Below are 21,003 nucleotides of genomic sequence, written 5' to 3'. Positions count from 1 at the left end.
GCTCAGCGGGGCATCCAGACGCGCACAAGCGATAGCAGCTTGTCCACGTCCAGCGGCTTGGCCATGTAATCATTGGCCCCGGCCGCCATGCACCGCTCCTGGTCGTCCGGCATGGCCTTTGCGGTCAGCATCACCACGGGCAGGGACTTCCAGCGCGCATCTTTCCTGATTTCGCGCGTCGCCGCCAGACCGTCCATAACCGGCATCATCACGTCCATCAGCACCAGGTCGACCGCCTTGGCCGGGTCGCTTGACGAACGTTCCAGGGCGTCGAGGGCTTCCTTGCCGTTGCGGGCGATCTCAATGACAGCACCGCGCGGCTCGAGCACGTTGGTCAGGGAGTAGACGTTGCGCACGTCATCCTCGACGATCAGGATTCGTCGGCCTTCCAGCACGGCGTCACGGTTGCGGGCCTTGCGGATCATCTTCTGCTGTTCGGGCGGCAGTTCAGAAACAACCTGGTGCAGGAACAGGGAAACCTCGTCCAGCAGTCGTTCGGGCGATTTCGCGCCCTTGATGATGATGGAGCTGGAATAGCGGCGCAGCTGCTGCTCGTGATCAGGCGACAGGTCCCGACCGGTATAGACGATGACTGGCGGGAAGCTGTGGTTGGTGTCGCGGCTGAGGGTCTCCAGAAGAGAGAAGCCCGAGGCGTCCGGCAGCGTCAGGTCCAGCACCATGCAGTCGAAGGTCTGGTTCTTAAGTTGCTCCAGACACTCTGCGGCGGTGCCGACGCCCACGGTTTCTACATCTCCCGACGCCAGCAGGCGGCTGACAGCGTCGCGTTGGACAAGGTCGTCTTCGACAATGAGCACGCGTCGCACTGTGCGGGTCAGCTTCTCTTCCAGCGCGCGCAAGACGTCGGCGAGGTCCTCACGCTTCACCGGTTTGACGAGATAGCCAATGGCGCCCAGCGACAGTGCGGTTTGGCTGTGATCCTCGCCGGAGACGACGTGGATAGGGATGTGGCGGGTGTCGTCGTCACGCTTCAACTCGTCCAGAACGGTCAGGCCGGACTGGTCGGGCAGGCCGATATCCAGCACGACGGCGCTCGGACGATGGCGTTTGGCCAGCTTCAGGGCTTCTTCGGCCGTACCGGCGACGATGCACTGGAATCCAAGCTCGCGCGACAGGTCGCGCACGATAGCAGCGAACCGGCCGTCGTCTTCGACCACGAGCAGAAGGCGACGGTTCCCGGCAAGGTTGTCCCGGTCGTCCTCGATGCTTGCAGCCAGCGGGCGCGGTTCGAGCGGAGCCGGGTGCGGCGCGACGGCAGGCGCAAGGCGTTGGGGGGCGGCCGCAGGCTCGCGCGACGCCACCCGTTCCGCTTCGTAGGCCAGCGGGAGGACCAGCGTGAAGATACTGCCTTCCCCGACGCGGCTTTCCAGCTCGATGCGTCCGCCGAGCAGACGAGCCAGCTCGCGGGAGATAGACAGGCCCAGGCCTGTTCCGCCGTATTTGCGGCTGATGGTCCCGTCAGCCTGCTGAAAGGCTGCGAAAACGCCTTTCTGCTGTTCAGGGGAAATGCCGATGCCGGTGTCGGAAACGGCGAAGGCGATCTCGTCGTCAGGCAGAGTGGATATGGTCAGCTTGACCAGCCCGCTTTCGGTGAATTTGAACGCATTGGACAGCAGGTTCTTGAGGATTTGCTCGAGCCGCTGACGGTCCGTTTCCATCAGTTCGAGTCCGCCTTCCACGTCGATCTCGAACGGCAGATTGCGATCGTCGGCGATAGGCTGGAACGTTTGCCGGATGTCGCCGGCCAACCGCTGCATCGAGACGGCTTCTGGTCGCGCCTGGATGTGGCCAGCCTCGATTTTGGACAGGTCCAGAATGTCGTTGATCAGGGCCAGAAGGTCGTTGCCTGATGACTGGATGGTGCGCGCGTAGTTGACCTGGTCGTCAGTCAGGCTGCCCTCTGGGTTGTCGGCCAGGAGCTTGGACAGGATCAGCAGGGAGTTCAACGGCGTCCGCAGCTCATGCGACATGTTGGCCAGGAAGTCGGACTTGTACTGGCTGGCTTGCTCCAGTTCTCGGGCTTTCAGCGTGAGCGCGGCGGAGCCCCGTTCAAGGTCGTCACGCTGGGCTTCCAGAAGCTGAGCCTGCTCTTCCAGCTGGGTGTTGGTCTGTTCCAGCTCAGCCTGCTGCTGTTCGAGACGCACTTGGGATTCCTTAAGCGCGCGGCCTTGTTCCTCCAGCTCTTCGTTGGATACGCGCAGCTCCTCGCTCTGCACCTGCAGTTCTTCAGACTGGCGTTGGGTTTCCTCGAGCATGTTCTGCAGCTGTGCACGATAGCGCGCCGAGCGCAGGGCCATGCCGATGGCGCGTCCGGCTTCGTCGAGCAGTGTCATCAACCGCTCGTCAGGCGCATGCAGGAAACCTAGCTCCAGGACCGCGTTAACGGCGCCGTCCGCCTGAGCCGAAGAGATGACCAAGTGTCGGGGCTTATCGCGACCCAGGGCCGAACCTATGGTCAGATAGCCGTCCGGCACGTCGGACACGGTCAAGGTTTTCCCGTCAGCGGCGACCTGGCCTAGCAGGCCTTCGCGCACCCCGAAGCGTTCCGGGATCGCGGCGTCCGCTGGAACGCCCAAAGCAGCGATGCGACGATAAAATCCGCCCTCGCCTTTAAACAGCGCGGCCGCCTGCACGCCAGCGTACCGGGCGAAATAGTCGAGAATGCTGTCGCCCAGTTGCTCGAGAGACTGATCGCCCATCATCGCCGACGCCAGGCCGACCTGTCCTTCGTGCAGCCACTGCTGCCGCGACCGCGCGCGGGCGGTGCGCCGAATGAGCGTGAACACCACGAACGTCAGGGCGGCGCCCAGCAGCCCCGACAGAACTCCGCTTACCAAAGCCGTCTGATAGGAGGCGTTCATTTCGGCGATGCGCTGTTCGCGCACGCGCTGTTCCTCTTGCCGCATCTGGGCGATCCGAGCGCGCACGGCGTCCATTACGCGCCGGCCCTCGTCCGTGCCGATCCGCGCCAGGGCGGCCTGCATGCCCTCAGTTCGGCGCGCCTGAAGGGAGGCGTCCAGCTCCGTCAGCTTGGCGGCGAGCAAACGGCGCAACTCGCTCATGTGCGCCTGCTGGTTCGGGTTGTCGCGCGTAAGGTCCGCGAGATCGCCCAGCCGTCGGTTCAGGTCGCTGGTCGCAGCTTCATACGGCTGGAGATACTTGACGTCGCCCGTCAGCAGAAAGCCGCGCTGGCCGGTCTCCGCTTCCTGGGCGGCCGACAGGACGTCCTCGACCGCGAGGATGACCTCATGGGTATGGATGATCTGCTGATTATTGGCCCGCAGCACCTCTACATTGCGCCAGGCTATGATCCCGGTGGCGAGAAAGAACGCGAGAACCAGCGCCAGTCCAACCGCCGCGAGGCTTTCCATCTTAGAGCCCGCGGACGGACGGCTTGGCGACTTCATCGTTCAGTGACCCATGCGAGCTACGCACCTGATTTCGGTGCGGCTGAGCCTTCACTACTAGCCTTCGGATGGATTCGTCGCACAGGTTTTCTGCTGACCGTCGTCGATCAGTATGCCCCCGCTGTCCTGATCCAGTCTGGCCTGCTGCGGGCAGTCGTGATTTACCTCGGTCATGCGCACTCCGATCTGGTTTGTTTTCGTCGCCTCGTTCGTTCTATCGGGCTGCAATGCAGGCGCTTCGGCACGCGGAGGGGCGGAACAGATCGGGGCGGGACTGGGTGACGCCGTCACGGCGCCGCTGCAAGATCTGAACCTGCGCCGCGACGAAATACCGACCGTTCTGCTCCAGGCCGAAGCCAATCCCTACGATCTGCGGAACCTCAGCAACTGCCGCACCATTGGGGCCGAGGTCGCCCGGCTGGACGAAGCACTGGGGCCGGACAGGGACGCACCGCCCGCGCAAGACGGCTCTTATGTCAGCGAGCGGGCCGCAGACGCAGCGGCGCGCGCCGCTCTCGACGCTGTCCGAGGCACGGTGACGGACTTCGTTCCGGCTCGCAGCTGGGTGCGCCGACTGACGGGAGCGGACGCGCATAGCAAACATGTGCAGTCCGCCATTCAGGCAGGCTTGCGTCGCCGCTCGTTTCTCAAGGGCGTAGGGATGCAGCGGAACTGCGCGCCGCCCGCCGCGCCCGCCGGTTTCGTCCCGCGCCGCAACTAGGCCTTCAGGTGTCTTGCGCGGAAGTCGCGGCGGAACTGCTCGAACCGGCCCTCGGCGATGGCTGCGCGCATGGCCGCCGTCAGCGCCTGGAAGAACGCGATGTTGTGCCAGCTCAGCAGGATCTTGCCGAGAATTTCATCGGCGCGGATCAGGTGATGTAGGTAAGCCTTTGAATAGTCCTGCGATGCGGGGCAGGGGACTTCAGGATCCAGCGGGTCCTGATCCTCGGCGAAGCGGGCGTTCTTGAGGTTCAGCGGGCCGTCCCAGGTCCAGGCCTGTCCGTGCCGCCCGGCGCGGGTCGGCAGGACGCAGTCGAACATGTCGACGCCGCGATAGACCGCCTCGACCAGATCGATCGGCTTGCCCACGCCCATGAGGTATCGGGGACGGTCCTTGGGCAGGAACTCGGGCGCATAATCCAGAACCTCGCACATGGCCTCATGGCCTTCGCCGACGGCCAGGCCGCCGATGGCGTAGCCGTCGAAGCCGATCTCCTGCAGGCGTTCCGAGGACTCGCGGCGTAGGTTCTCATACGTCGAGCCCTGCTGGATGCCGAACAGGGCCTGCGCATCTCGCGTGCCGAAGGCGTTCTTCGATCGCTGGGCCCAGCGCGCCGACAACTCCATGCCCTCGCGGGCGCGCTTTTCCTCGGCGGGCCAAGCGACGCACTCGTCCAATTGCATGACGATGTCGGAGCCCAGGCGGTCGGCCTGGATCTGGATCGAGCGTTCGGGCGTCAGGACGTGCTTGGACCCGTCGATGTGGCTGGAGAAGGTGACGGCCTCCTCGGTCAACTTGGAGATGCCGGACAGGCTCATGACCTGGAAGCCGCCCGAGTCGGTCAGGATCGGCTTGTCCCAGCGCATGAAGTTGTGAAGCCCGCCGAGGCGTTCCATTCGCTCCGGGCCGGGGCGCAGCATCAGGTGATAGGTGTTGCCCAACAGGATGTCCGCGCCCGTCTGTTTGACCTGATCCACGGTCATCGCCTTGACCGTCGCGGCGGTGCCGACGGGCATGAAGGCCGGCGTGCGGATGTCGCCGCGCGTCGTTTTCAGCACGCCGGTGCGGGCACGGCCTTCGGTGGCGGAAATCTCAAACGGGAAGGGCATAAGCGTTCCTTGCAGCGGAGCCGCGTCTTAGGCTCTCTGGCTCGGAACCGCCAGTCAGCGCAGCAGCGTCGCCAGCCGCTCTGCGCGTTGCAGATCCTTGGGGCGGCCGAACAGGCGGCACTTTTCGATCTGTTCGGCGACGGTGGGAATATAGACCGTCCCGCCGTCCAGCGTGATCGGCTGGCGCGTGGTGAAGATGACCGGCGTCCACTCGGCGCCTGCGCGCACATCCATCTGCGCCATGACCTCGACCGGGACCGGCGTGGTCAGGATCTGGCCGAAAACCTGAGAGCGGAACAGGCCTTCGCCGGGGTCTTCGACCGCTTCGCCGTGCAGGCTCTCGATCAGGCGCCGGGCGTCGCGCGGGCTGGTCATCACATCTACGTCCGGCACGTGCCATTCCGGCAGGCCCGACAGCGCCATGCCCGCGCCGCCGAACACCCACCAGGGATCTTGAAGCTCGCTCGCCGCAGACGCCAGGATGTCGAAGGTCGCGGCCAGATTTTCGGGCAGTTGGTCGATGTGGCTCATTGGGCGTCTTCCCGAAACAGCAGGCTTCCGTCGCCATAAGAATAGAAGCGGTAACCATTGTCGATGGCGTGGGCATAGGCGGCCCTCATCGTCTCCAACCCGGCGAAGGCGCTGACCAGCATGAACAGCGTCGACTTCGGCAGGTGGAAGTTGGTCATCAGCACGTCGCAGGCGCGGAAGCGATAGCCCGGCGTGATGAAGATGGCCGTGTCGCCGTGGAAGGGCTGGACCACGCCGTTCTCGCTGGCAGCGCTCTCCAGCAGGCGAAGCGAGGTGGTGCCGACGCAGACGATGCGCCCGCCCGCCGCGCGCACGGCGTTCAGGGCGGCGGCGGTCTCGGCAGAGACTTCTCCCCATTCGGAATGCATCTTGTGGTCGGCGGTGTCGTCCGCCTTGACCGGCAGGAAGGTGCCTGCGCCGACGTGCAGGGTCACGGCGTGGGTCGTCACGCCGCGCGCACGGATGGCGTCCAGCAGGGCGGGGGTGAAGTGCAGACCCGCCGTCGGCGCCGCGACCGAGCCGTCATGTTCGGCGAAGACGGTCTGATAATCCTTCAGGTCCTGATCGTCCTCGGCCCGCTTGGCCGCGATATAGGGCGGCAAAGGCATGACCCCGACCTCGCGGATGGCGTCGTCCAGCACAGGGCCGGCCAGATCAAAGCGCAGGGTGACGAGGCCATCCTCGCCCTTGGCGGTGATCTCGGCGTCGACCTGGCCCAGGAAGCAGGCGTTGTCTTCCGCGCGCCCGAAGCGCACCCGGTCGCCGACCTTCAGCCGCTTGCCCGGCTTCATGAAGGCGCTCCAGACATCGGGCGCGTCGCGGTGGTGCAGGGTGGCTTCGACCGGGACCGACAGAAGCTCGCCCTCCGGTCCGGTGCGATGGCGCACGCCCGACAGACGGGCGGGGATCACGCGGGTGTCGTTGAAGACCAGGGCGTCGCCGGGCTGCAGAAAGTCCGGCAGGTCGCGGATGACCCGATCCTGAAGCTCGCCGCCCTTCACCACCAGCAGGCGCGCCGAGTCGCGCGGGTCTGCAGGGCGCAGGGCGATGCACGCCTCGGGCAGGTCGAAGTCGAAATCGGATGTCCGCATGAGGCGGGGAATGCTCACGCCGGGCCTTTGCGGTCAAGCGAAGCGCGGCGGAAAGTCGGTCTGGCGAAAACCGCTCCAGCCGCTATGTCAGACGCAGCCAATGGGAGTTGAGTGCATGACCGACCGCTATCTGGACGACCTGACCGTAGGCGAAAGCTGGACCAGCGAGCCCTTCACCATCACCGAGGCGGAGATCATCGCCTTCGCGACGGAGTTCGACCCCCAACCCATGCACATCGACAAGGCGGCCGCCGAGGCCGGGCGTTTCGGCGGCCTGATCGCTAGCGGCTGGCACGTGTGCTCGCGAGTGATGCGTCAGTTCGTGGATGAAGCTTATTTCGGCAACACTCCGCTGCTGGGCATGAACGTCGACGCCCTGTGGTGGGTGCGGCCGGTGCGCCCCGGCGACACCCTGACCGTACGCCGGGAAATCATCGACATCCGCCCGTCGAAGAGCCAGCCTGACCGCGGCGTCCTGCGCACTAAGACGACGGTGACGAACCAGGACGGCGAGCTGGCCATGAGTTTTGAAAACCAGATGCAGCTGCCACGCCACGCTGAAGCGCGGCTGTAGGACGCGGCTACTGTTGACCCGAGGCCTGCAAGGCGTCAAAGCCCGGTGCATGCTACAGAACCTCGAAACCCTGTCCCGTGAGGCCCGTTCGTGGCCGTTTGAGCAAGCGCGCAACCTGCTGGCCCACGTGCTCAAAAAACGGCTGTCGGACGCGGAGCGCGATGCCGCGAAACTGCTGATCGACGCGGGCAAGACGGACGAGGCTCTGGCGACCTTCGAGGCGCTGAACAAGCCGGTGATCCTGGAGACGGGGTACGGTCCGTCGGGTCTGCCGCACATGGGCACCTTCGGCGAGGTGGCGCGCACGACCATGGTGCGCAACGCATTTCGCGCCCTGACCGGCGATCACTGGGCCACGCGCCTGATCGCCTTTAGCGACGACATGGACGGCCTGCGCAAGGTGCCGGAAGGCATCCCCAATCCGGAGATGCTGCGCGAAGACCTGCACCTGCCGCTGACCAAGGTGCGCGATCCGTTCGGCACGCATGACAGCTTCGGTGCGCACAACAACGCCCGCCTGCGCGCCTTCCTCGACAGCTTCGGCTTCGATTATGAGTTCATGTCCTCGACCGAGACCTATCGGTCGGGTCGGTTCGACGCGGCCCTGCTGACCATGCTGGAGCGCTTCGACAAGGTCATGGGCATCATGCTGCCGACCCTGGGCGAAGAGCGCCGCGCCACCTATTCGCCCTTCCTGCCGATCAGCCCGATCACCGGCCACGTGCTGCAGGTGCCGACGCTGGAGCGCAACGTCGAGCGCGGCACCATCGTCTTTGACGACCCCGCTGGCGGTCGCACCGAGGTTCCCGTCACCGGCGGCCATGTAAAGCTGCAGTGGAAGCCCGACTGGGCCATGCGCTGGACGGCGCTGGATGTCGACTATGAGATGTCGGGCAAGGACCTGATCGAGAGCGTGCGCGAGTCATCCAAGCTGTGCCGCGCCATCGGCGGGGTTCCCCCGGAAGGTTTCAACTACGAGCTCTTCCTCGACGTCGAAGGCAAGAAGATCTCCAAGTCCAAGGGCAATGGCCTGACGATGGAGGAGTGGCTGCGCTACGGCACGCCGGAGAGCCTGAGCTGGTACATGTTCCAGTCGCCGAAGTCGGCCAAGAGCCTGCACTTCAACGTCATTCCGCGCGCGACGGACGACTATCTGTCCTTCATCGAGCAGTACAAGACGCAGGAACCGGCCAAGCAGATCGACAACGCTGTCTGGCACATCCACGCGGGCCAACCGCCCGAGAGCGCTTCGCCGGTGTCGTTCGCCCTGTTGCTGAATCTGGTGGGCGTCGCCAACGCCTCGACCAAGGACCAGCTTTGGGCCTACTTCGCCAAATATCTGCCGGACGCCACGCCTGAGAGCGAGCCTGTGCTGGATCGGCTGATGGGCTATGCGCTGAACTACTACGAGGACTTCGTGAAGCCCTCGAAGACCTATCGTCTGCCCGACGACAAGGAGAAGGCTGCGCTGCTGGATCTGGCGGAGCGCCTGAAGGCTCTTCCCGCCGACACGACTGACGGCGAGGTCATTCAGGGCGAGGTCTACGCCGTGGGCAAGGCGCATGAGTTCGAGCCGCTGCGGGCCTGGTTCCAGGCGCTGTACGAGGTGCTTCTCGGCGCCTCTCAGGGGCCGCGTTTCGGTTCATTCGCGGCTATTTACGGCCTGCCCCAGACGATAGCCCTGCTTGAGGCGGGGGCGAGCGGCGAACTGGCCGGACGTTGAAAATTGGAGCCGCCGCAGCAACAGCGGCGGCTCTTTTTCTATCACGCCTCAAGTAGCCCGAAGGGCGGTAGGCCCGCTAAACATGAACACAACATAACGGCGGGGCGGGGGGAGCCTTCAGCTTCGCCGGTGCATTGTCTCTCCATCGACAACTCGATGACAGGAGAGAAAGATGTCGAAGATTTTCAAGGCGGGTCTGGCCGCCACCGCCATGTTCGCCGCCCTGGGTTCCGCCGCCGTGCCGATGAGCGCCGCCGCCATGCCGCAGGCTAACGGCATCACCAATTGCGACGCCCCGGGCGGCCGTCAGCAAGCTGGCGCCGCCATCGGCGCTGTGCTGGGCGGTCTGGCGGGCAGCCAGGTGTCCAAGAATGAGCGCGCTCTGGGCGCCGTGGTCGGCGCGGGCGCTGGCGCTGCAGCGGGTTCCTATATCGGCTGCAACCAGCAGCGCGCGCGGGCCGCTAACCAGGCGGCCGCCAACTCCTACCGCGCGACCTCGAACCTGCGTATTCGCACGGGGCCGGGCACCAACTACCGTCAGGCTGGCAGCCTGTCAGCAGGCCAGCCCTTCACCGCCATCGGTTCGCAGGGCGAATGGGTCCAGATCGCCGGCGGCGGCTGGGTGAACGCGCACTACGTCGCGGCGAACTGATCGATTTTCTCCCCCGCATCGATCAGAGCGAAGGCCGTCCCGAAAGGGGCGGCCTTTGTTCGTTACTGGCTGACCCAAAGGATGCGGGCCATCCAAACAATCTGTGAGCGCGCAACGGTGCGCGGCGGGTAATCGGGATTGATCGAGGCCAGAACGATATCGCGCGCGCCCAGGGCCGCCGCTTCCTTCGCCAACGTTTCGCCAGCGCGGGTGCGCAAGGCGACGCGATCGCCTCGCCGAACGTCTGTGGCGTCCAGATCGACAATCACCCGATCGCCAGGCCGATACAGGGGAGCCATGGAATCGCCCTCGATACGCAGGCTGAACAGGCTGTCCTTGCGTGTCGGCAGTTCCGTCTGCTCCCAACCCTCTGCCAGGGGCAAGCCCGCGTCGTCGAAGAATCCCTCGTCGCCCGCGCGCGCCAAGCCGAGCAGGGGGATGGGCAGGGCGCCTGGACCGGCGTCGTCTGCCAGATCTGCGAACTCGCCCAGGCTGAGGCCCGTCGACTGCAGCACCCGCATCAGGCTTTCGGTGGACGGCCATCGCGGCCGGGTCGGCGCGCCAGGCCCGAATCGCTTGGAAGGATTGAAGCTGGTCGGGTCCAGCCCGGCGCGACGCGCTAGTCCCGACGCGGAAAGGCCTTCACGACGCGCCAAGGCATCAAGCGCATTCCATATCTGCGTGTGTGACAGGGGCATAGGCGACCCTATCATGCCAAGCATTCAGTTGGGAATATTTGCCTATTCGGTATCTTGGCCGACAGCTCGACGTTCCTGCCAAGCCAGGAATGCGCCGACAGTAATGGCAAGCATGATGCCGTAGGCCGCCATGTTCACCACGGTATAAAAGGCCGAGATGGTCGGCTGCATTCGCAGAAAAACCATCACATGGCTGGCTACCGCTAATAACTGCAACGCGCTGGCCCACACTGGCCAAGAGCGAGGCGACTTCCACACCAGGGCGATGAAGACGCCAAGCACCACCAGGTCTATGATGAATACGGGCCACTGGGTGGCGTCATATCCCACCAAGTTTTGCGCAAGAATCGATAGAAACCACGCCACAAGCATGGTTCCAGCTCCGATCTTCTCAGGCCTTCCGCCTTTAGCGAGAGCAAACAGGCCCGCCAAAAGCATGATCGATAAGCCTACATAATCGGAAGCGAAGCCGAACATGAAAACCCCCTCCGCCGATGAGCGAAGGGGGTATCATGTCACCAAATTGCCAGCGATGCATCTAACTCCAAGTGGGAGTTAGATTAAATTTAGGCAACGCGCAGGTGGCCCATCGGGCGGTCGTCCCACTCGTCCGGCTTGGACAGCGGGCCGGCGGCGTAGACGCCGTAGCCGAGACGGCGATGATCCTTGGCCATTTCGTTGTGGCTGGCGACGATGGCTTCACGCGCGGCGCTGAGGGCGGCGACGGCTTCCATGGCCTTGGCCTGCGAAACGGTGCCCGCGACAGCCGACACGCCCAGAGCGGAGCGGGCGCCGATCATCGACTGCACAAGAGCGGTCGCTTGTACGATCGCGTCGTCGATCGCTTTTTCAGCAGTGTGCAGGTCGCCGGCCACGGCGGCGATCACTTCAGTGCGTTGCATGAATTACCCCTCATCAAAAGATTGATGCCAATAGTTAACATGCGTTAACGCCGTTTGGTAGTATTTTGTTTACCTGTTTTTACTTTGGGGGCAGCCGCGACGCATCGTCCGACGCGGCCTCGTCCAGAAGAAAATGCGCCGTCAAGCTTGCGATCGGCTGGGCGTGGTTTTCCTGCCAGGCCTCGGCGATGACATAGGCGACGCGACGGCCGGCCCGATTGATGCGGGCGCGGGCGAATACGTCGACAGGCTTGCCGGAGCGCAGATAGGCCACCGTCACATTGATCGGTCGCGGCAGGCGCAGGCCCGGATAGGTCAGCGAGACCTGAGCCATCGCCGCCATCTCCAGCAGGGCGGCGGTGGAGCCGCCGTGCAGGGCGGGCAGGAGCGGGTTGCCGATGAGCTTGTCATCGAACGGCATGGTGACCGTGACTTCATCGCCGTTCACCTGTGTCTTCAGGCCGAGAAAGCGGGCGTAGGGCAGGGTGTCTAGGAGTGCGACGGTCATGCGGCGTTCCTGGCCCTACGAGGCTTCAGATTGGCGCCTGTGCGGCTGTGGCCTTCGGCGCTGACCATATAGGCGGACTGGGCGGCCGCGACGGGGTCGGCGGGGTCATCCTCGAACGCCCATGCCCGCACAAAGGCGAGATTGCGCGTCAGGCGATAGCAGCGGGCCTCGGCCAGCAGGTCGCGTCCCGGCTGGGCGGCCCGCATATAGTCCACGCGTAGATCCAAGGTCGCGATGGGACGGAAGGCGTCCAGCGCCACCCAGATCGCCAGACCGCCTGCATGATCGAGCAGGGTCGTGACCAGGCCCCCCGCCAGTACCCCCGTCTCCGGATCGCCGACCAAATCTTCGCGATAGGGAACGCGCATCCGCACCCGATCGCCGTCCAGGCCCTCATAGGTGAATCCCAAGGCGTGGGTATGGGCGGATCCAGACGCCAGTTGCGGCAACAGGGTGGTGAGGAACGAATCCGTCATCAAGGCGTCCTTTTATGAGCGTCGCCTTTGGTCGCCCGTCCGCCATTGTCTTGTCCAGCCACACCATGAACTGATGATGCGTCCCCAGGATCTTTTGCGACCCACGCCGGCCGGCCTTTATTGTCCGCCAGGAGACTTTTACATCGATCCGGTGCGTCCGGTGGACCGCGCGGTGATCACGCATGGGCATTCCGATCATGCGCGCGCCGGGCATGGCGCGGTGATGGCGACGCCTGAGACCCTGGCGATCATGGCGGTTCGGTACGGGGCTGATTTCGCCGGGCGGACGCAGGCGGTCGACTATGGCGAGCGAACTTCCATCGGAGGCGTAGAGGTGCGCCTGGTCCCGGCGGGTCACGTGCTGGGATCGGCGCAGGCGGTCGTCAGTCAGGGCGGGCTGATCATGGTGGCGTCGGGTGATTACAAGCGCCGTCGCGACCCGACCTGCGTCGCGTTCGAGCCGACGCCTTGCCATGTCTTCATTTCGGAAGCGACGTTCGGTCTGCCAGTCTTCGTTCACCCGCCCGACACGGAAGAAATTCAGCGGCTGGTCCTCTCCCTGGCGCAGTTCCCGGAGCGGGCGCATCTGGTCGGGGCCTATGCGCTGGGCAAGGCGCAAAGGATCATACGGTTGTTGCGCGAGGCGGGCTGGGAGAGGCCCATTTACGTTCACGGCGCGATGGAACGGCTGAATGATCTCTATCAGGCGTCGGGCGTGCCGCTGGGACCTCTTGCTCTAGCGACGGGCCTCAAAGGTGGAGCTCTGGGAGGAGAAGTCGTCATCGCGCCGCCGTCGGCCATTCAGGATCGCTGGGCGCGCCGGTTCGCCGAGCCGATTACGGCGTTTGCGTCAGGCTGGATGGGGGTTCGCGCGCGCGCGCGCCAGCGCGGCGTAGAGCTTCCCCTGGTGATCTCGGATCATGCCGACTGGCCGGAGCTGACGCGCACGTTTGACGAGGTCGCGCCGGAAGAGGTCTGGATCACTCACGGCAGGGAAGAGGGCCTGCTGCGCTGGTGCGAACTGGCGGGAGTGCGGGCCCGCGCCTTGCGCCTGGTCGGATATGACGAAGAAGGCGAAGGGGAACAGAACGTCCTGGAGGGTGCCGTCTAGTTGGGTATCAGGCGGCGCCGCGATCCTTGCGTGCGGCGGTCTGTTCGGCGGGGTCCAAGGCGGTGTTCATCGCCAGACGCAGACGTTCAGGCTTGATGGGCTTTTCCACGACGGCGGCCATGCCTGCGGCAAGATAGGCTTTGGCGTCATCTGGGTCAGCGTTGGCGGTCAGGGCGATGATGGGGATTTGCCCAGCAGGCCCGCCCAGAGCACGGATCGCGCGTGTGGCGCCGACCCCGTCCAGACGAGGCATCTTGATATCCATCAGGATGAGGTCAAAGCGGCGGGACTGCGCGGCTTCCACAGCTTCCTGGCCGTCCTCGACGGTTTCCGAGGTGCAGCCGAACATTTCGCACAGAGCTTGCGCCACGACACGGTTGGTCGCGTTATCGTCGGCGATGAGAATATGCGGCTGAGCCTGCAAGTGCAGATGCTCAAGGTCGGCCACGTTGCACGGCGCTTCCTGCTCCATGAGCGCGACAGGCGCCTCCATCTCGAAAGCGAATGTGGCGCCGCGACCGGCGTTGTGTTCCGCTCGCAGGGCGCCGCCCATGTATTGGACCAGCCGACGGCTGACCATGAGCCCCAGGTCGCCGCCTTGTTCCGATGCGTCAGCAAGCCTTGCCGAGTCGACCGTGCCGTCGTCGCGCACGCGGGCTTCGATCAGTATCTGATCGCCGCGGGCGTGCGCCTTGAGGCTGGCTTCAACCATGCCGTGGCGCGTATTGCCGAGCGCGGCCCCGATAAGGTTATTGAACACCTGTTTCAACCGCCCGCCGTCAAGGATGGCGGCCAGTTCGGTGTCGCCTTCATAGCCGACCATCAGTGTCACGCCGTCTTGAGCGGCGCGCGGGGACCAGTGGCTCTGAAGCTGATCCATCAGCGTGCGCAGGGGGGTAGGTGCAGGCGACAACTGTAATTCGCCAGCCTCGGCCCGCGCCAGATCCAGGGCGTCGTGAAGGTCGCCCAACAGGTCTTCGGCAGATTCCATGATGGTGCGCGCGTGCGCCTTGGCCGCCTCGTTCAGCGGCTGTCGGTAAAGGAGTTCGGCGACGGCGAGCACGCCGTTCATAGAGGTGCTCAACTCGCGATTAAGCAGGCCCATGAACCGGCTTTTCTCGACGGCGGCCGTTTGCATGGCTTGATCGGCGTCAACGGCGGCGCGGGCCTGTTCGGCCAGGCGCTGGTTTTCATGCCTCTGCTGTTCGTTGACGGCGCGAAGCAGCGCTACGGCCGTCCCGACGCCGCGATAGACGCCGTTACGGGTGACGATGAAGCCGCGCATCAGCGCGCCTGGCCCGCTTTTGAGGATGATGTCGGCGAAGGCGTCGATGCGGACGCCTGCCTCGACCACCGCCGGCTCGGGGTCCATCAGGTGCGAGATCTCGCGCCCGCCGTACAGGCTCACGCCCAGCGGACCTGCAAGCTTCATCAGAAAGTCTGTGCGCTCGATCAACCCGACCGGGCGATCTCCATCCACGACCGCTATCGCAAGGGTATCAGGTTCGCATTCGAAGCGTGCGAAAACCTCTCCTGTTTTGGCAGAAGGGGGAACGGGCTCGGCCCGGTCAGTCAGCACTTCGATCGTCGGCATTCGGCCGGACTCCTACTGAGGCTATTTTACATTCGCAGACAAATCTTTGCGGAACGGTTAAGCCGCGCATTTTTCGCCGCCGCGGGTTTCTTTTGCGAGGCGGCCGGGTCTGGTTTATGTTCCCTCGTTAAACATCTCCGTCACTGGAACCTCTTTCTTGATGCGCGCGGCCGCTGGCCGACCGCAGGTTTGTCATGAGCGAAATCGCGTCCCCCTCCACAACCTCCGCCCTGGTCCTCTTCTCTGGAGGACAGGACAGCGCCACCTGCCTGGCTTGGGCGCTGGAACGGTTCGACCGAGTGGAGACCGTCGGTTTCGACTATGGCCAGCGCCACGCGGTCGAGATGGAGGCGCGCCAGGCGGTGCGACGCGAAGTGACCAAGGCCCTGCCGCACTGGGCGGACAGGCTAGGCGATGATCACGTGGTCGATCTGACCGGTTTCGGCGCCATCGGCGAGACGGCCATGACGACCGAGCGAGCCATTGAGGCAGACGCGCGCGGCCTACCCAACACCTTCGTTCCGGGACGCAATCTGATCTTCCTGGTCGCCGCGGCGGCGCTGGCGGATCGCCGAGGGCTTGAGGTGCTGATCGGAGGCATGTGCGAAACGGACTATTCCGGCTATCCGGACTGTCGCAACGACACCATTCAAGCCACAGCCCGCGCCCTGTCCCTGGGGCTGGACAAGTCGGTTCCGGTCGAGACGCCTCTGATGTTCCTGACCAAAGCGCAGACCTGGGAAATGGCGGATCGGATCGGCGGCCGCGACCTGGTCGAGGCTATCATCGAGTTCAGCCACACCTGCTATCTGGGCGACCGGACACAGCGTCACGTATGGGGTTATGGCTGCGGGACCTGCCCGGCGTGCGAGCTGCGTGCGGCGGGCTATGCCGAATGGGCGGCCGTATGACCTATTCGGCCAAGGAAGTCTTTCTGACGGTGCAGGGCGAGGGCGGGCAGGCGGGCCGTCCTGCGGTCTTCTTGCGGTTCGCGGGATGCAATCTATGGAGCGGGCTGGAGCGGGATCGCTCTACCGCCGTTTGCACCTTCTGCGACACCGATTTCATCGGCGTGGACGGCGATGGCGGCGGTAAGTTCAAGACCGCCGATCTGATGGCCGATCATGTCGCGGGCATGTGGCGTGGCCGCGAGGGTGACCCGAAGCTGGTCGTGTGCACCGGAGGCGAGCCGCTGATGCAGTTGGACGCCCAGCTGATCGACGCCCTGCACGCCCGCGGATTCGAAATCGCCATGGAGAGCAACGGCACAATCGCGGCGCCGGAAGGGATCGACTGGATCTGCATCAGCCCCAAGGCCGACGCCGCTGTGGTTCAGACCTCGGGTCAGGAGCTGAAGCTGGTCTTTCCTCAGCCGCTGGCCATGCCCGACCGGTTCGAGCACCTCGATTTCGAGCGCTTCTGGCTCCAGCCGATGGATGGGCCGGACCAGGCTGCCAACACGGCCGCGGCTATTGAATACTGCCTGACCTATCCGAAATGGCGTCTCAGCGTTCAGACGCACAAATATATCGGAGTGCGGTAGCCCTCAGCAGTCCTTGCCGCGCTTTTGACGCTGTTCGCAGCGGCGTTGCTCACGCTCCCAGGCGCGCTGTTCCCGCTCGCGTTTGGCCTTGGTTTCCTCATCCGAGGTGGTGACGGCGTCAAAGCCTGCGCCCACGGCTGCGCCGGTCACCTTGGCCGCGCCGCCGACCACAGCGGCCCCGGCGCCGACGACGGCGCCTGCGACGCAGCCCTGAAGCATGAGGGCGGCTGTGAGGCCGAGGGCGAGGGTGGATAAGCGCGTGATCATGCGGATAGTCTGCCTGCGCGGGCTGCATCTGTCAGCGTGGAAAAAGAATGGCCCCGGAGATCGCTCTCCGGGGCCTTTTGCTTAGAACCGCGCGCCTACCAGCTCCAGGCGTCGCGGACGACTTCAATGATGTAGCCGTCGTATTCGTCGATCAGGTAGATCGCGTTATCGACATAGACCCACCGGGTGCCCGGAGGGGGGTAGCCCAGACCATAGGTGCGCCAATCATTCACCTGATAGCGCCAGAAGACATCCGGCAGGTACTGGCCGATGGAGTACTGTCGGTTCCAATAGGTGCGCGGCACGCTGTAGTAGCCGTATCCGGGCGCGAAATAGAACCCTAGCCGGACGCCGCTCCAGCCCCGGAAGCGGCTGTCATTCCTCCACCAGTCGCCGCGATGGCGACGATCCCAGTCACGGCGCCACTGGTCGCGGTTCCAGCGATTGTGGAATTCGCGATAGTTCCGGTCGCGATTCCAGTTGGGGCGATCGGGGCGGTTCGGCCGGTTGGCGTCAGGTCGGTTCGGTCGGTTCCAATCCGGACGGTTTGGCCGGTCAGAGTCGGGGCGGTTCGGCCGGTTGGGGCGGTTCCAATCCGGACGGTCGGGACGATTTGCCCCGGGACGGTCAGGACGGTCTGGTCTGTCAGGCCGCTGCGGGCGGTCTGGACGATCGGGGCGCCCCGGCTGGTTCGGTTGATTCCAGCCAGGCCGGTTGGGGCGGTCGGGCCGATCTGGACGCTGCGCGTCTGGGCGGTCGGGGCGGTTTGGCCGTTGGTCCGGACGTTGGCCCGTGGGGCGTTCGCTGTCGGGACGTTGCGGGCGCTGGTTCTCCGGTCGCGATTGTTCGGGCCGGGATCGGCCGCCTTGGCGCGGGGAATCTTGTCGATCGCGCGGACTAACCGCCATGTCGCCGCGCTCACGGGGGGGCGCAGCGCGTCGTTCGGATCGGCGAGGGTTGTCGTCACGTGTCTGAGCGCGCTGCTCAGGCCGTTCCTGGGCCAGGACCGACAGAGGTGCTGCGGCGGGCACGAGGAAGGCGGAGACTGCCGCGAACATGAGTAGGGAGCGTTTCATGGTCAGAGTCCTCGCACGCCCAAATCGGGCGGCTTGGGTGGAAAGTAGACGCTTTGTCATGAACTGCGGCTGAACGACGATCATAGAGCGCTGTCATGAAAAAGCCCCGCAAGACAGAGTCTTGCGGGGCTCGAGCTGCTTAAGACGTCGGCTTAGTAGACGTTGCTCAACACGCTGGCGATCAGGCCGGTCGCGACAGCGATCATGACAATGTCATTGCCGGCGTGGACGTAGCGGTAACCGCGAGGGGCCGGACGGAGACCATAGAAGTAGGGGTCGCTGACATAATAGCTGCGGTAGGCCGGCGGCAGATAGCCGCCCGTGCGCCAGCGATAGCCGTAATAGCGCGGCTCGACGCGGTAGTAGCCGTGACCCGGTGCGTACCAGTAGCCGTTCCGTGCGCCGCGATAGTCGCGGAATTCGGGCCGGCCGCGCCACCAGTTTCGGTTGTCGCGGCTCCAGCGGTCCTGGCGACGCTGATCCTGACGCCAGTCGCGATGATCAGAGCGGCGATCCTGACGCCAGTCACGGCGATCGTCGCGGCGGTCCTGACGCCATTCACGACGGTCGTCTCTTCGATCCTGACGCCAGTCGCGGCGATCGTCGCGGCGGTCCTGGCGCCATTCACGGCGATCATGCCGGTCCTGGGCCTGCGCCATCATGGGGGTGGCCGTGGTCGCCAGCGCCAGGGCGATGACGGCGGCCTTGGTTAGGCGGTTCATTCTAAACTCCATGCGAAGCGACGAAACCCTGTCATGAGCCAGCTTCGGGGGCGGCGAATGAACGGCGCCTGAACCGCTCTGTCAGCCTTGCGTCCGTGGGCGTCTGGCGCGTTAACTCTAATTTCAAACCGCCGGTATTTGAATGCGGATCCGAGAGCGGCGCAGAACGTGCTTCTCAGGAGGAACCAAGCGATGAACGCCCATGATACGGCGCGCGAACAGACCAACGATGCGCCCTTGCCCTTGCCCACGCCGGATATGGACGGCGATGCGCTGTTCCGGTTGGGTCTGGCCTATTCGTCCGGCCTGGACGGATGCCCGATCGATCGCGTGTCGGCGCATATGATCTTCAACCTGGCGGCCATGAAGGGCTCCATCGAGGCGAGAGGATATCGCCGCGATCTCAGCCAGGAGATGGAACACGACGAGATCGCCGAGGCGCAGCGCGCTGCGCGCCGTTGGATCGACGCCGGTTCATCGTCGCTGGCGGCCTGATCTGCGGCGAGCGCAAAGGCGTTCGGCGTCTGGACCGGGCGACGGCGGCGGGGTATGCACCCGGCGAGTTCCCCGTCCGAAGGATTCCGTCCATGCTCGCTCGCATCTATCGCCCGGCCAAGACCGCGATGCAGTCCGGCAAGGCCAAGACGCGCGACTGGCGCCTGGAGTTCGAGCCCGCCTCGGCGCGCACGATCGACCCGCTGATGGGCTGGACCAGCTCGACCGACATGAACGGCCAGGTGCGCCTGAGCTTCGACACCAAGGAAGAGGCGATCGAATACGCCGAACGCCACGGAATCGCCTTCCGCCTGCATGAGCCCAACGAAGCGCCGGTCATCATCAAGGCCTACGCCGACAATTTCGCGCCCGATCGCAAGCAGTCCTGGACTCACTAAGGTCCATTCGCGGCCCTCGGCGCCCATAGCTCAACCGGATAGAGCACCCGCCTTCTAAGCGGACGGTTGCAGGTTCGAGTCCTGCTGGGCGCGCCACGCCGCCAATCCACGCGTCAGATCGGCGATCAGATCGGCCGGATCTTCCAACCCGATATGCAGGCGCAGCAGTTGGCCGGGCAGGTCGGGCGCGTGCTGCCGATAGGCCAGTTGCGGCGTCTCGTAGGTGATCAGGCTTTCGAAGCCTCCCCAGGAATAGCCCATGCCGAACAGGCTGAGTTCGCGCATGAAGGCGTGGGCCGCCGCCTTGCCGCCGCCTTTCATGACCACGCCCATCAAGGAAGCCGCGCCGTCGAAATCCCGGCGCCACAGCGAGTGCCCGACCGAACCGGGCAGGGGCGGGTACAGGACGTTTGCCACCTCGGGCTGATCCTGCAGCCATTCAGCGACCTGCAGGGCGGTGCGCGCCTGGGCCTCATAACGCAGCGGCAGGGTGCGCAGCCCGCGCAGCGCCAGCCAGGCGTCATCCGGCGAGACGTGCCAGCCCATGTCCTCGATGACGTTGTTGATGGCTCGGACGATCTCAGGCGCCTGCGCGGCGACGCCGCCCATCAGCAGGTCGGAATGTCCCCCCGCGTATTTCGTCAGGGCCTGAACGCTGACATCCACGCCGTGGGCGAGCGGGCGAAAGGCCAGGCCGGCCGCCCAGGTGTTGTCCATCACCGTCAGGACGCCGCGCTTGCGGCAGGCGGCCGCCAGTGCCGGCACGTCCATCATTTCAAAGGTGAGGGAGCCGGGCGCTTCGATCAGCAGCACCCGCGTGCGTTCATGCATCTGATCCATCACCGCCTCGACAGAAGCTCCCGCCGGGTGAAAGCTCGCGGCGACGCCTCTGTCGGCCATGTGACGCGTCAGAAACCGCCGCGTGGGGCCATAGACGGCCTCGGTCGTCAGCACTTCGTCGCCCGGTCGCAGAAGGGCAGTGAGCGGCACGGTGACCGCCGCCAGGCCGGACGGAACGAGAAAGGCCTCGCTTGCCCCCTCGAGGTCGGCGAGCGCCGTCCGTAGCTCACGCGCCGCGCTGGTCCCATCCAGCCCGTAGACTGGGCCGTCGCCGGGGTCCTGCATCGCCGCCGGATCGTCGCTCAGCATGGTGGAGGCGCGTTCAATCGGCGGATTGACCGGGCGGCGGCCTCGGCCACGTCGCGTGGCGCCGGCGATCAGTCGCGTGCGGTCCGACAGCTTCGGCATAGGGGCTCCGAGTAGTTTGGGGCGTTCAAAGCCATGTTGGCGTTCGATGGCGAGGCCGACAAGGCGCGCGATGGCTCAGCGTGGCGGGTGTAGCTCACCTGCGGCGGGCGGGCGCAGCAACCATTGGAGCAGCCGCCAA

Annotated in this window: 23 protein-coding genes and 1 tRNA gene; 10 read left to right on the top strand and 14 right to left on the bottom strand. The window is 65.1% G+C overall.

The window, feature by feature from the left end; translation table 11 throughout:
- Positions 1-2 precede the first annotated feature (2 nt).
- Positions 3-3,389 (bottom strand): response regulator, encoded by a 3,387-nt coding sequence (locus H9656_RS03810; protein WP_191742917.1) that lies wholly within the window; start codon positions 3,387-3,389, stop codon positions 3-5.
- 208 nt (positions 3,390-3,597) lie between these two features.
- Between H9656_RS03810 and H9656_RS03805 the strand changes: the two genes are divergently transcribed.
- The gene (locus tag H9656_RS03805) at positions 3,598-4,146 is read left to right on the top strand and encodes a hypothetical protein (RefSeq protein ID WP_191742916.1); all 549 of its coding nucleotides are present in this window, start codon (positions 3,598-3,600) and stop codon (positions 4,144-4,146) included.
- Here the strand turns inward: H9656_RS03805 and tgt are convergent.
- From tgt to queA, 3 genes are read right to left on the bottom strand one after another with little or no spacing between them, the layout of a single operon-like run.
- Entirely contained in the window at positions 4,143-5,255 is a 1,113-nt protein-coding gene (gene tgt / locus H9656_RS03800) for a tRNA guanosine(34) transglycosylase Tgt (protein WP_191742915.1), read from the bottom strand. The two genes, H9656_RS03805 and tgt, sit on opposite strands and share 4 nt — an antisense overlap.
- Positions 5,256-5,309: 54 nt before the next feature.
- Positions 5,310-5,786 (bottom strand): hypothetical protein, encoded by a 477-nt coding sequence (locus H9656_RS03795; protein WP_191742914.1) that lies wholly within the window; start codon positions 5,784-5,786, stop codon positions 5,310-5,312.
- Positions 5,783-6,877, bottom strand: coding sequence for a tRNA preQ1(34) S-adenosylmethionine ribosyltransferase-isomerase QueA (queA, locus tag H9656_RS03790; protein WP_191743738.1), 1,095 nt, complete (start codon positions 6,875-6,877; stop codon positions 5,783-5,785). The genes H9656_RS03795 and queA overlap by 4 nt, the downstream gene beginning before the upstream one ends.
- Before the next feature lie 115 nt (positions 6,878-6,992).
- Between queA and H9656_RS03785 the strand changes: the two genes are divergently transcribed.
- The 3 genes from H9656_RS03785 (at position 6,993) to H9656_RS03775 (ending at position 9,826) form a co-directional block, all read left to right on the top strand.
- Positions 6,993-7,451: a MaoC family dehydratase gene (locus tag H9656_RS03785; RefSeq protein ID WP_191742913.1), complete on the top strand. Its 459-nt coding sequence runs from the start codon at positions 6,993-6,995 to the stop codon at positions 7,449-7,451.
- A gap of 49 nt (positions 7,452-7,500) precedes the next feature.
- Positions 7,501-9,174: a lysine--tRNA ligase gene (locus tag H9656_RS03780; RefSeq protein ID WP_191742912.1), complete on the top strand. Its 1,674-nt coding sequence runs from the start codon at positions 7,501-7,503 to the stop codon at positions 9,172-9,174.
- Between the two features lie 172 nt (positions 9,175-9,346).
- Complete coding sequence (locus H9656_RS03775; RefSeq protein WP_191742911.1) at positions 9,347-9,826, top strand: SH3 domain-containing protein; 480 nt, start codon at positions 9,347-9,349, stop codon at positions 9,824-9,826.
- Between the two features lie 62 nt (positions 9,827-9,888).
- On the opposite strand, the gene H9656_RS03770 is transcribed toward H9656_RS03775, so the two are convergent.
- From H9656_RS03770 to H9656_RS03750, 5 genes are all read right to left on the bottom strand, one after another.
- Positions 9,889-10,347, bottom strand: coding sequence for a S24 family peptidase (locus H9656_RS03770; RefSeq protein WP_318240590.1), 459 nt, complete (start codon positions 10,345-10,347; stop codon positions 9,889-9,891).
- A gap of 219 nt (positions 10,348-10,566) precedes the next feature.
- Complete coding sequence (locus H9656_RS03765; RefSeq protein ID WP_191742909.1) at positions 10,567-11,001, bottom strand: hypothetical protein; 435 nt, start codon at positions 10,999-11,001, stop codon at positions 10,567-10,569.
- A gap of 89 nt (positions 11,002-11,090) precedes the next feature.
- Positions 11,091-11,426 (bottom strand): hypothetical protein, encoded by a 336-nt coding sequence (locus H9656_RS03760; protein WP_191742908.1) that lies wholly within the window; start codon positions 11,424-11,426, stop codon positions 11,091-11,093.
- 79 nt (positions 11,427-11,505) lie between these two features.
- The gene (locus tag H9656_RS03755; protein WP_191742907.1) at positions 11,506-11,934 is read right to left on the bottom strand and encodes a PaaI family thioesterase; all 429 of its coding nucleotides are present in this window, start codon (positions 11,932-11,934) and stop codon (positions 11,506-11,508) included.
- Positions 11,931-12,410: a PaaI family thioesterase gene (locus H9656_RS03750; RefSeq protein ID WP_191742906.1), complete on the bottom strand. Its 480-nt coding sequence runs from the start codon at positions 12,408-12,410 to the stop codon at positions 11,931-11,933. Before H9656_RS03750 ends, H9656_RS03755 begins: the two co-directional genes overlap by 4 nt.
- A gap of 73 nt (positions 12,411-12,483) precedes the next feature.
- Between H9656_RS03750 and H9656_RS03745 the strand changes: the two genes are divergently transcribed.
- Entirely contained in the window at positions 12,484-13,521 is a 1,038-nt protein-coding gene (locus H9656_RS03745) for a ligase-associated DNA damage response exonuclease (RefSeq protein WP_191742905.1), read from the top strand.
- A gap of 7 nt (positions 13,522-13,528) precedes the next feature.
- Here H9656_RS03745 and H9656_RS03740 read toward each other — a convergent pair whose 3' ends face one another.
- Positions 13,529-14,953, bottom strand: a complete 1,425-nt coding sequence (locus H9656_RS03740; RefSeq protein ID WP_225212211.1) for a response regulator — start codon at positions 14,951-14,953, stop codon at positions 13,529-13,531.
- A gap of 365 nt (positions 14,954-15,318) precedes the next feature.
- Between H9656_RS03740 and queC the strand changes: the two genes are divergently transcribed.
- Together queC and queE are read left to right on the top strand one after the other, a co-directional pair.
- Positions 15,319-16,026, top strand: coding sequence for a 7-cyano-7-deazaguanine synthase QueC (gene queC, locus H9656_RS03735; RefSeq protein ID WP_404821552.1), 708 nt, complete (start codon positions 15,319-15,321; stop codon positions 16,024-16,026).
- Complete coding sequence (queE, locus tag H9656_RS03730) at positions 16,023-16,658, top strand: 7-carboxy-7-deazaguanine synthase (protein ID WP_191742902.1); 636 nt, start codon at positions 16,023-16,025, stop codon at positions 16,656-16,658. The genes queC and queE overlap by 4 nt, the downstream gene beginning before the upstream one ends.
- Positions 16,659-16,661: 3 nt before the next feature.
- Here queE and H9656_RS03725 read toward each other — a convergent pair whose 3' ends face one another.
- The 3 genes from H9656_RS03725 to H9656_RS03715 form a co-directional block, all read right to left on the bottom strand.
- On the bottom strand, positions 16,662-16,925 hold the full coding sequence (locus tag H9656_RS03725; RefSeq protein ID WP_191742901.1) for a hypothetical protein: 264 nt from the start codon (positions 16,923-16,925) through the stop codon (positions 16,662-16,664).
- A gap of 95 nt (positions 16,926-17,020) precedes the next feature.
- On the bottom strand, positions 17,021-17,230 hold the full coding sequence (locus H9656_RS14245; protein ID WP_191742900.1) for an RcnB family protein: 210 nt from the start codon (positions 17,228-17,230) through the stop codon (positions 17,021-17,023).
- A 923-nt stretch (positions 17,231-18,153) separates the two neighbouring features.
- The gene (locus H9656_RS03715; RefSeq protein ID WP_191742899.1) at positions 18,154-18,723 is read right to left on the bottom strand and encodes an RcnB family protein; all 570 of its coding nucleotides are present in this window, start codon (positions 18,721-18,723) and stop codon (positions 18,154-18,156) included.
- Positions 18,724-18,915: 192 nt separating this feature from the next.
- On the opposite strand from H9656_RS03715, the gene H9656_RS03710 reads away from it, so the two are divergent.
- The 3 genes from H9656_RS03710 to H9656_RS03700 all read left to right on the top strand — a co-directional run bounded on the left by H9656_RS03710 (position 18,916) and on the right by H9656_RS03700 (position 19,712).
- Positions 18,916-19,218: a sel1 repeat family protein gene (locus H9656_RS03710; RefSeq protein ID WP_191742898.1), complete on the top strand. Its 303-nt coding sequence runs from the start codon at positions 18,916-18,918 to the stop codon at positions 19,216-19,218.
- Between the two features lie 92 nt (positions 19,219-19,310).
- Complete coding sequence (locus tag H9656_RS03705; protein ID WP_191742897.1) at positions 19,311-19,616, top strand: ETC complex I subunit; 306 nt, start codon at positions 19,311-19,313, stop codon at positions 19,614-19,616.
- Positions 19,617-19,635: 19 nt separating this feature from the next.
- Positions 19,636-19,712 (top strand) — tRNA-Arg (locus H9656_RS03700).
- Here the strand turns inward: H9656_RS03700 and metC are convergent.
- The gene (gene metC, locus H9656_RS03695) at positions 19,671-20,864 is read right to left on the bottom strand and encodes a cystathionine beta-lyase (protein ID WP_191743737.1); all 1,194 of its coding nucleotides are present in this window, start codon (positions 20,862-20,864) and stop codon (positions 19,671-19,673) included. The genes H9656_RS03700 and metC overlap by 42 nt on opposite strands.
- Between the last annotated feature and the right edge of the window lie 139 nt (positions 20,865-21,003).

The sequence above is a fragment of the Brevundimonas guildfordensis genome, assembly GCF_014836405.1.
Taxonomy (GTDB): domain Bacteria; phylum Pseudomonadota; class Alphaproteobacteria; order Caulobacterales; family Caulobacteraceae; genus Brevundimonas; species Brevundimonas guildfordensis.
This window is presented reverse-complemented; position numbering and strand designations above follow the sequence as displayed.

Coding starts and splice junctions, on each gene's coding strand:
- H9656_RS03765 (WP_191742909.1), bottom strand. CDS start 11,001: ATGTTCGGCTTCGCTTCCGATTATGTAGGCTTATCGATCATGCTTTTG.
- H9656_RS03770 (WP_318240590.1), bottom strand. CDS start 10,347: ATGCGGGTGCTGCAGTCGACGGGCCTCAGCCTGGGCGAGTTCGCAGAT.
- H9656_RS03760 (WP_191742908.1), bottom strand. CDS start 11,426: ATGCAACGCACTGAAGTGATCGCCGCCGTGGCCGGCGACCTGCACACT.
- H9656_RS03710 (WP_191742898.1), top strand. CDS start 18,916: ATGAACGCCCATGATACGGCGCGCGAACAGACCAACGATGCGCCCTTG.
- H9656_RS03755 (WP_191742907.1), bottom strand. CDS start 11,934: ATGACCGTCGCACTCCTAGACACCCTGCCCTACGCCCGCTTTCTCGGC.
- H9656_RS03775 (WP_191742911.1), top strand. CDS start 9,347: ATGTCGAAGATTTTCAAGGCGGGTCTGGCCGCCACCGCCATGTTCGCC.
- H9656_RS03805 (WP_191742916.1), top strand. CDS start 3,598: ATGCGCACTCCGATCTGGTTTGTTTTCGTCGCCTCGTTCGTTCTATCG.
- tgt (WP_191742915.1), bottom strand. CDS start 5,255: ATGCCCTTCCCGTTTGAGATTTCCGCCACCGAAGGCCGTGCCCGCACC.
- H9656_RS03750 (WP_191742906.1), bottom strand. CDS start 12,410: ATGACGGATTCGTTCCTCACCACCCTGTTGCCGCAACTGGCGTCTGGA.
- H9656_RS03725 (WP_191742901.1), bottom strand. CDS start 16,925: ATGATCACGCGCTTATCCACCCTCGCCCTCGGCCTCACAGCCGCCCTC.
- H9656_RS03745 (WP_191742905.1), top strand. CDS start 12,484: ATGATGCGTCCCCAGGATCTTTTGCGACCCACGCCGGCCGGCCTTTAT.
- queA (WP_191743738.1), bottom strand. CDS start 6,877: ATGCGGACATCCGATTTCGACTTCGACCTGCCCGAGGCGTGCATCGCC.
- H9656_RS03715 (WP_191742899.1), bottom strand. CDS start 18,723: ATGAACCGCCTAACCAAGGCCGCCGTCATCGCCCTGGCGCTGGCGACC.
- metC (WP_191743737.1), bottom strand. CDS start 20,864: ATGCCGAAGCTGTCGGACCGCACGCGACTGATCGCCGGCGCCACGCGA.
- H9656_RS03740 (WP_225212211.1), bottom strand. CDS start 14,953: ATGAAGCTTGCAGGTCCGCTGGGCGTGAGCCTGTACGGCGGGCGCGAG.
- H9656_RS03705 (WP_191742897.1), top strand. CDS start 19,311: ATGCTCGCTCGCATCTATCGCCCGGCCAAGACCGCGATGCAGTCCGGC.
- H9656_RS03810 (WP_191742917.1), bottom strand. CDS start 3,389: ATGGAAAGCCTCGCGGCGGTTGGACTGGCGCTGGTTCTCGCGTTCTTT.
- queE (WP_191742902.1), top strand. CDS start 16,023: ATGACCTATTCGGCCAAGGAAGTCTTTCTGACGGTGCAGGGCGAGGGC.
- H9656_RS03795 (WP_191742914.1), bottom strand. CDS start 5,786: ATGAGCCACATCGACCAACTGCCCGAAAATCTGGCCGCGACCTTCGAC.
- H9656_RS03780 (WP_191742912.1), top strand. CDS start 7,501: ATGCTACAGAACCTCGAAACCCTGTCCCGTGAGGCCCGTTCGTGGCCG.
- H9656_RS03785 (WP_191742913.1), top strand. CDS start 6,993: ATGACCGACCGCTATCTGGACGACCTGACCGTAGGCGAAAGCTGGACC.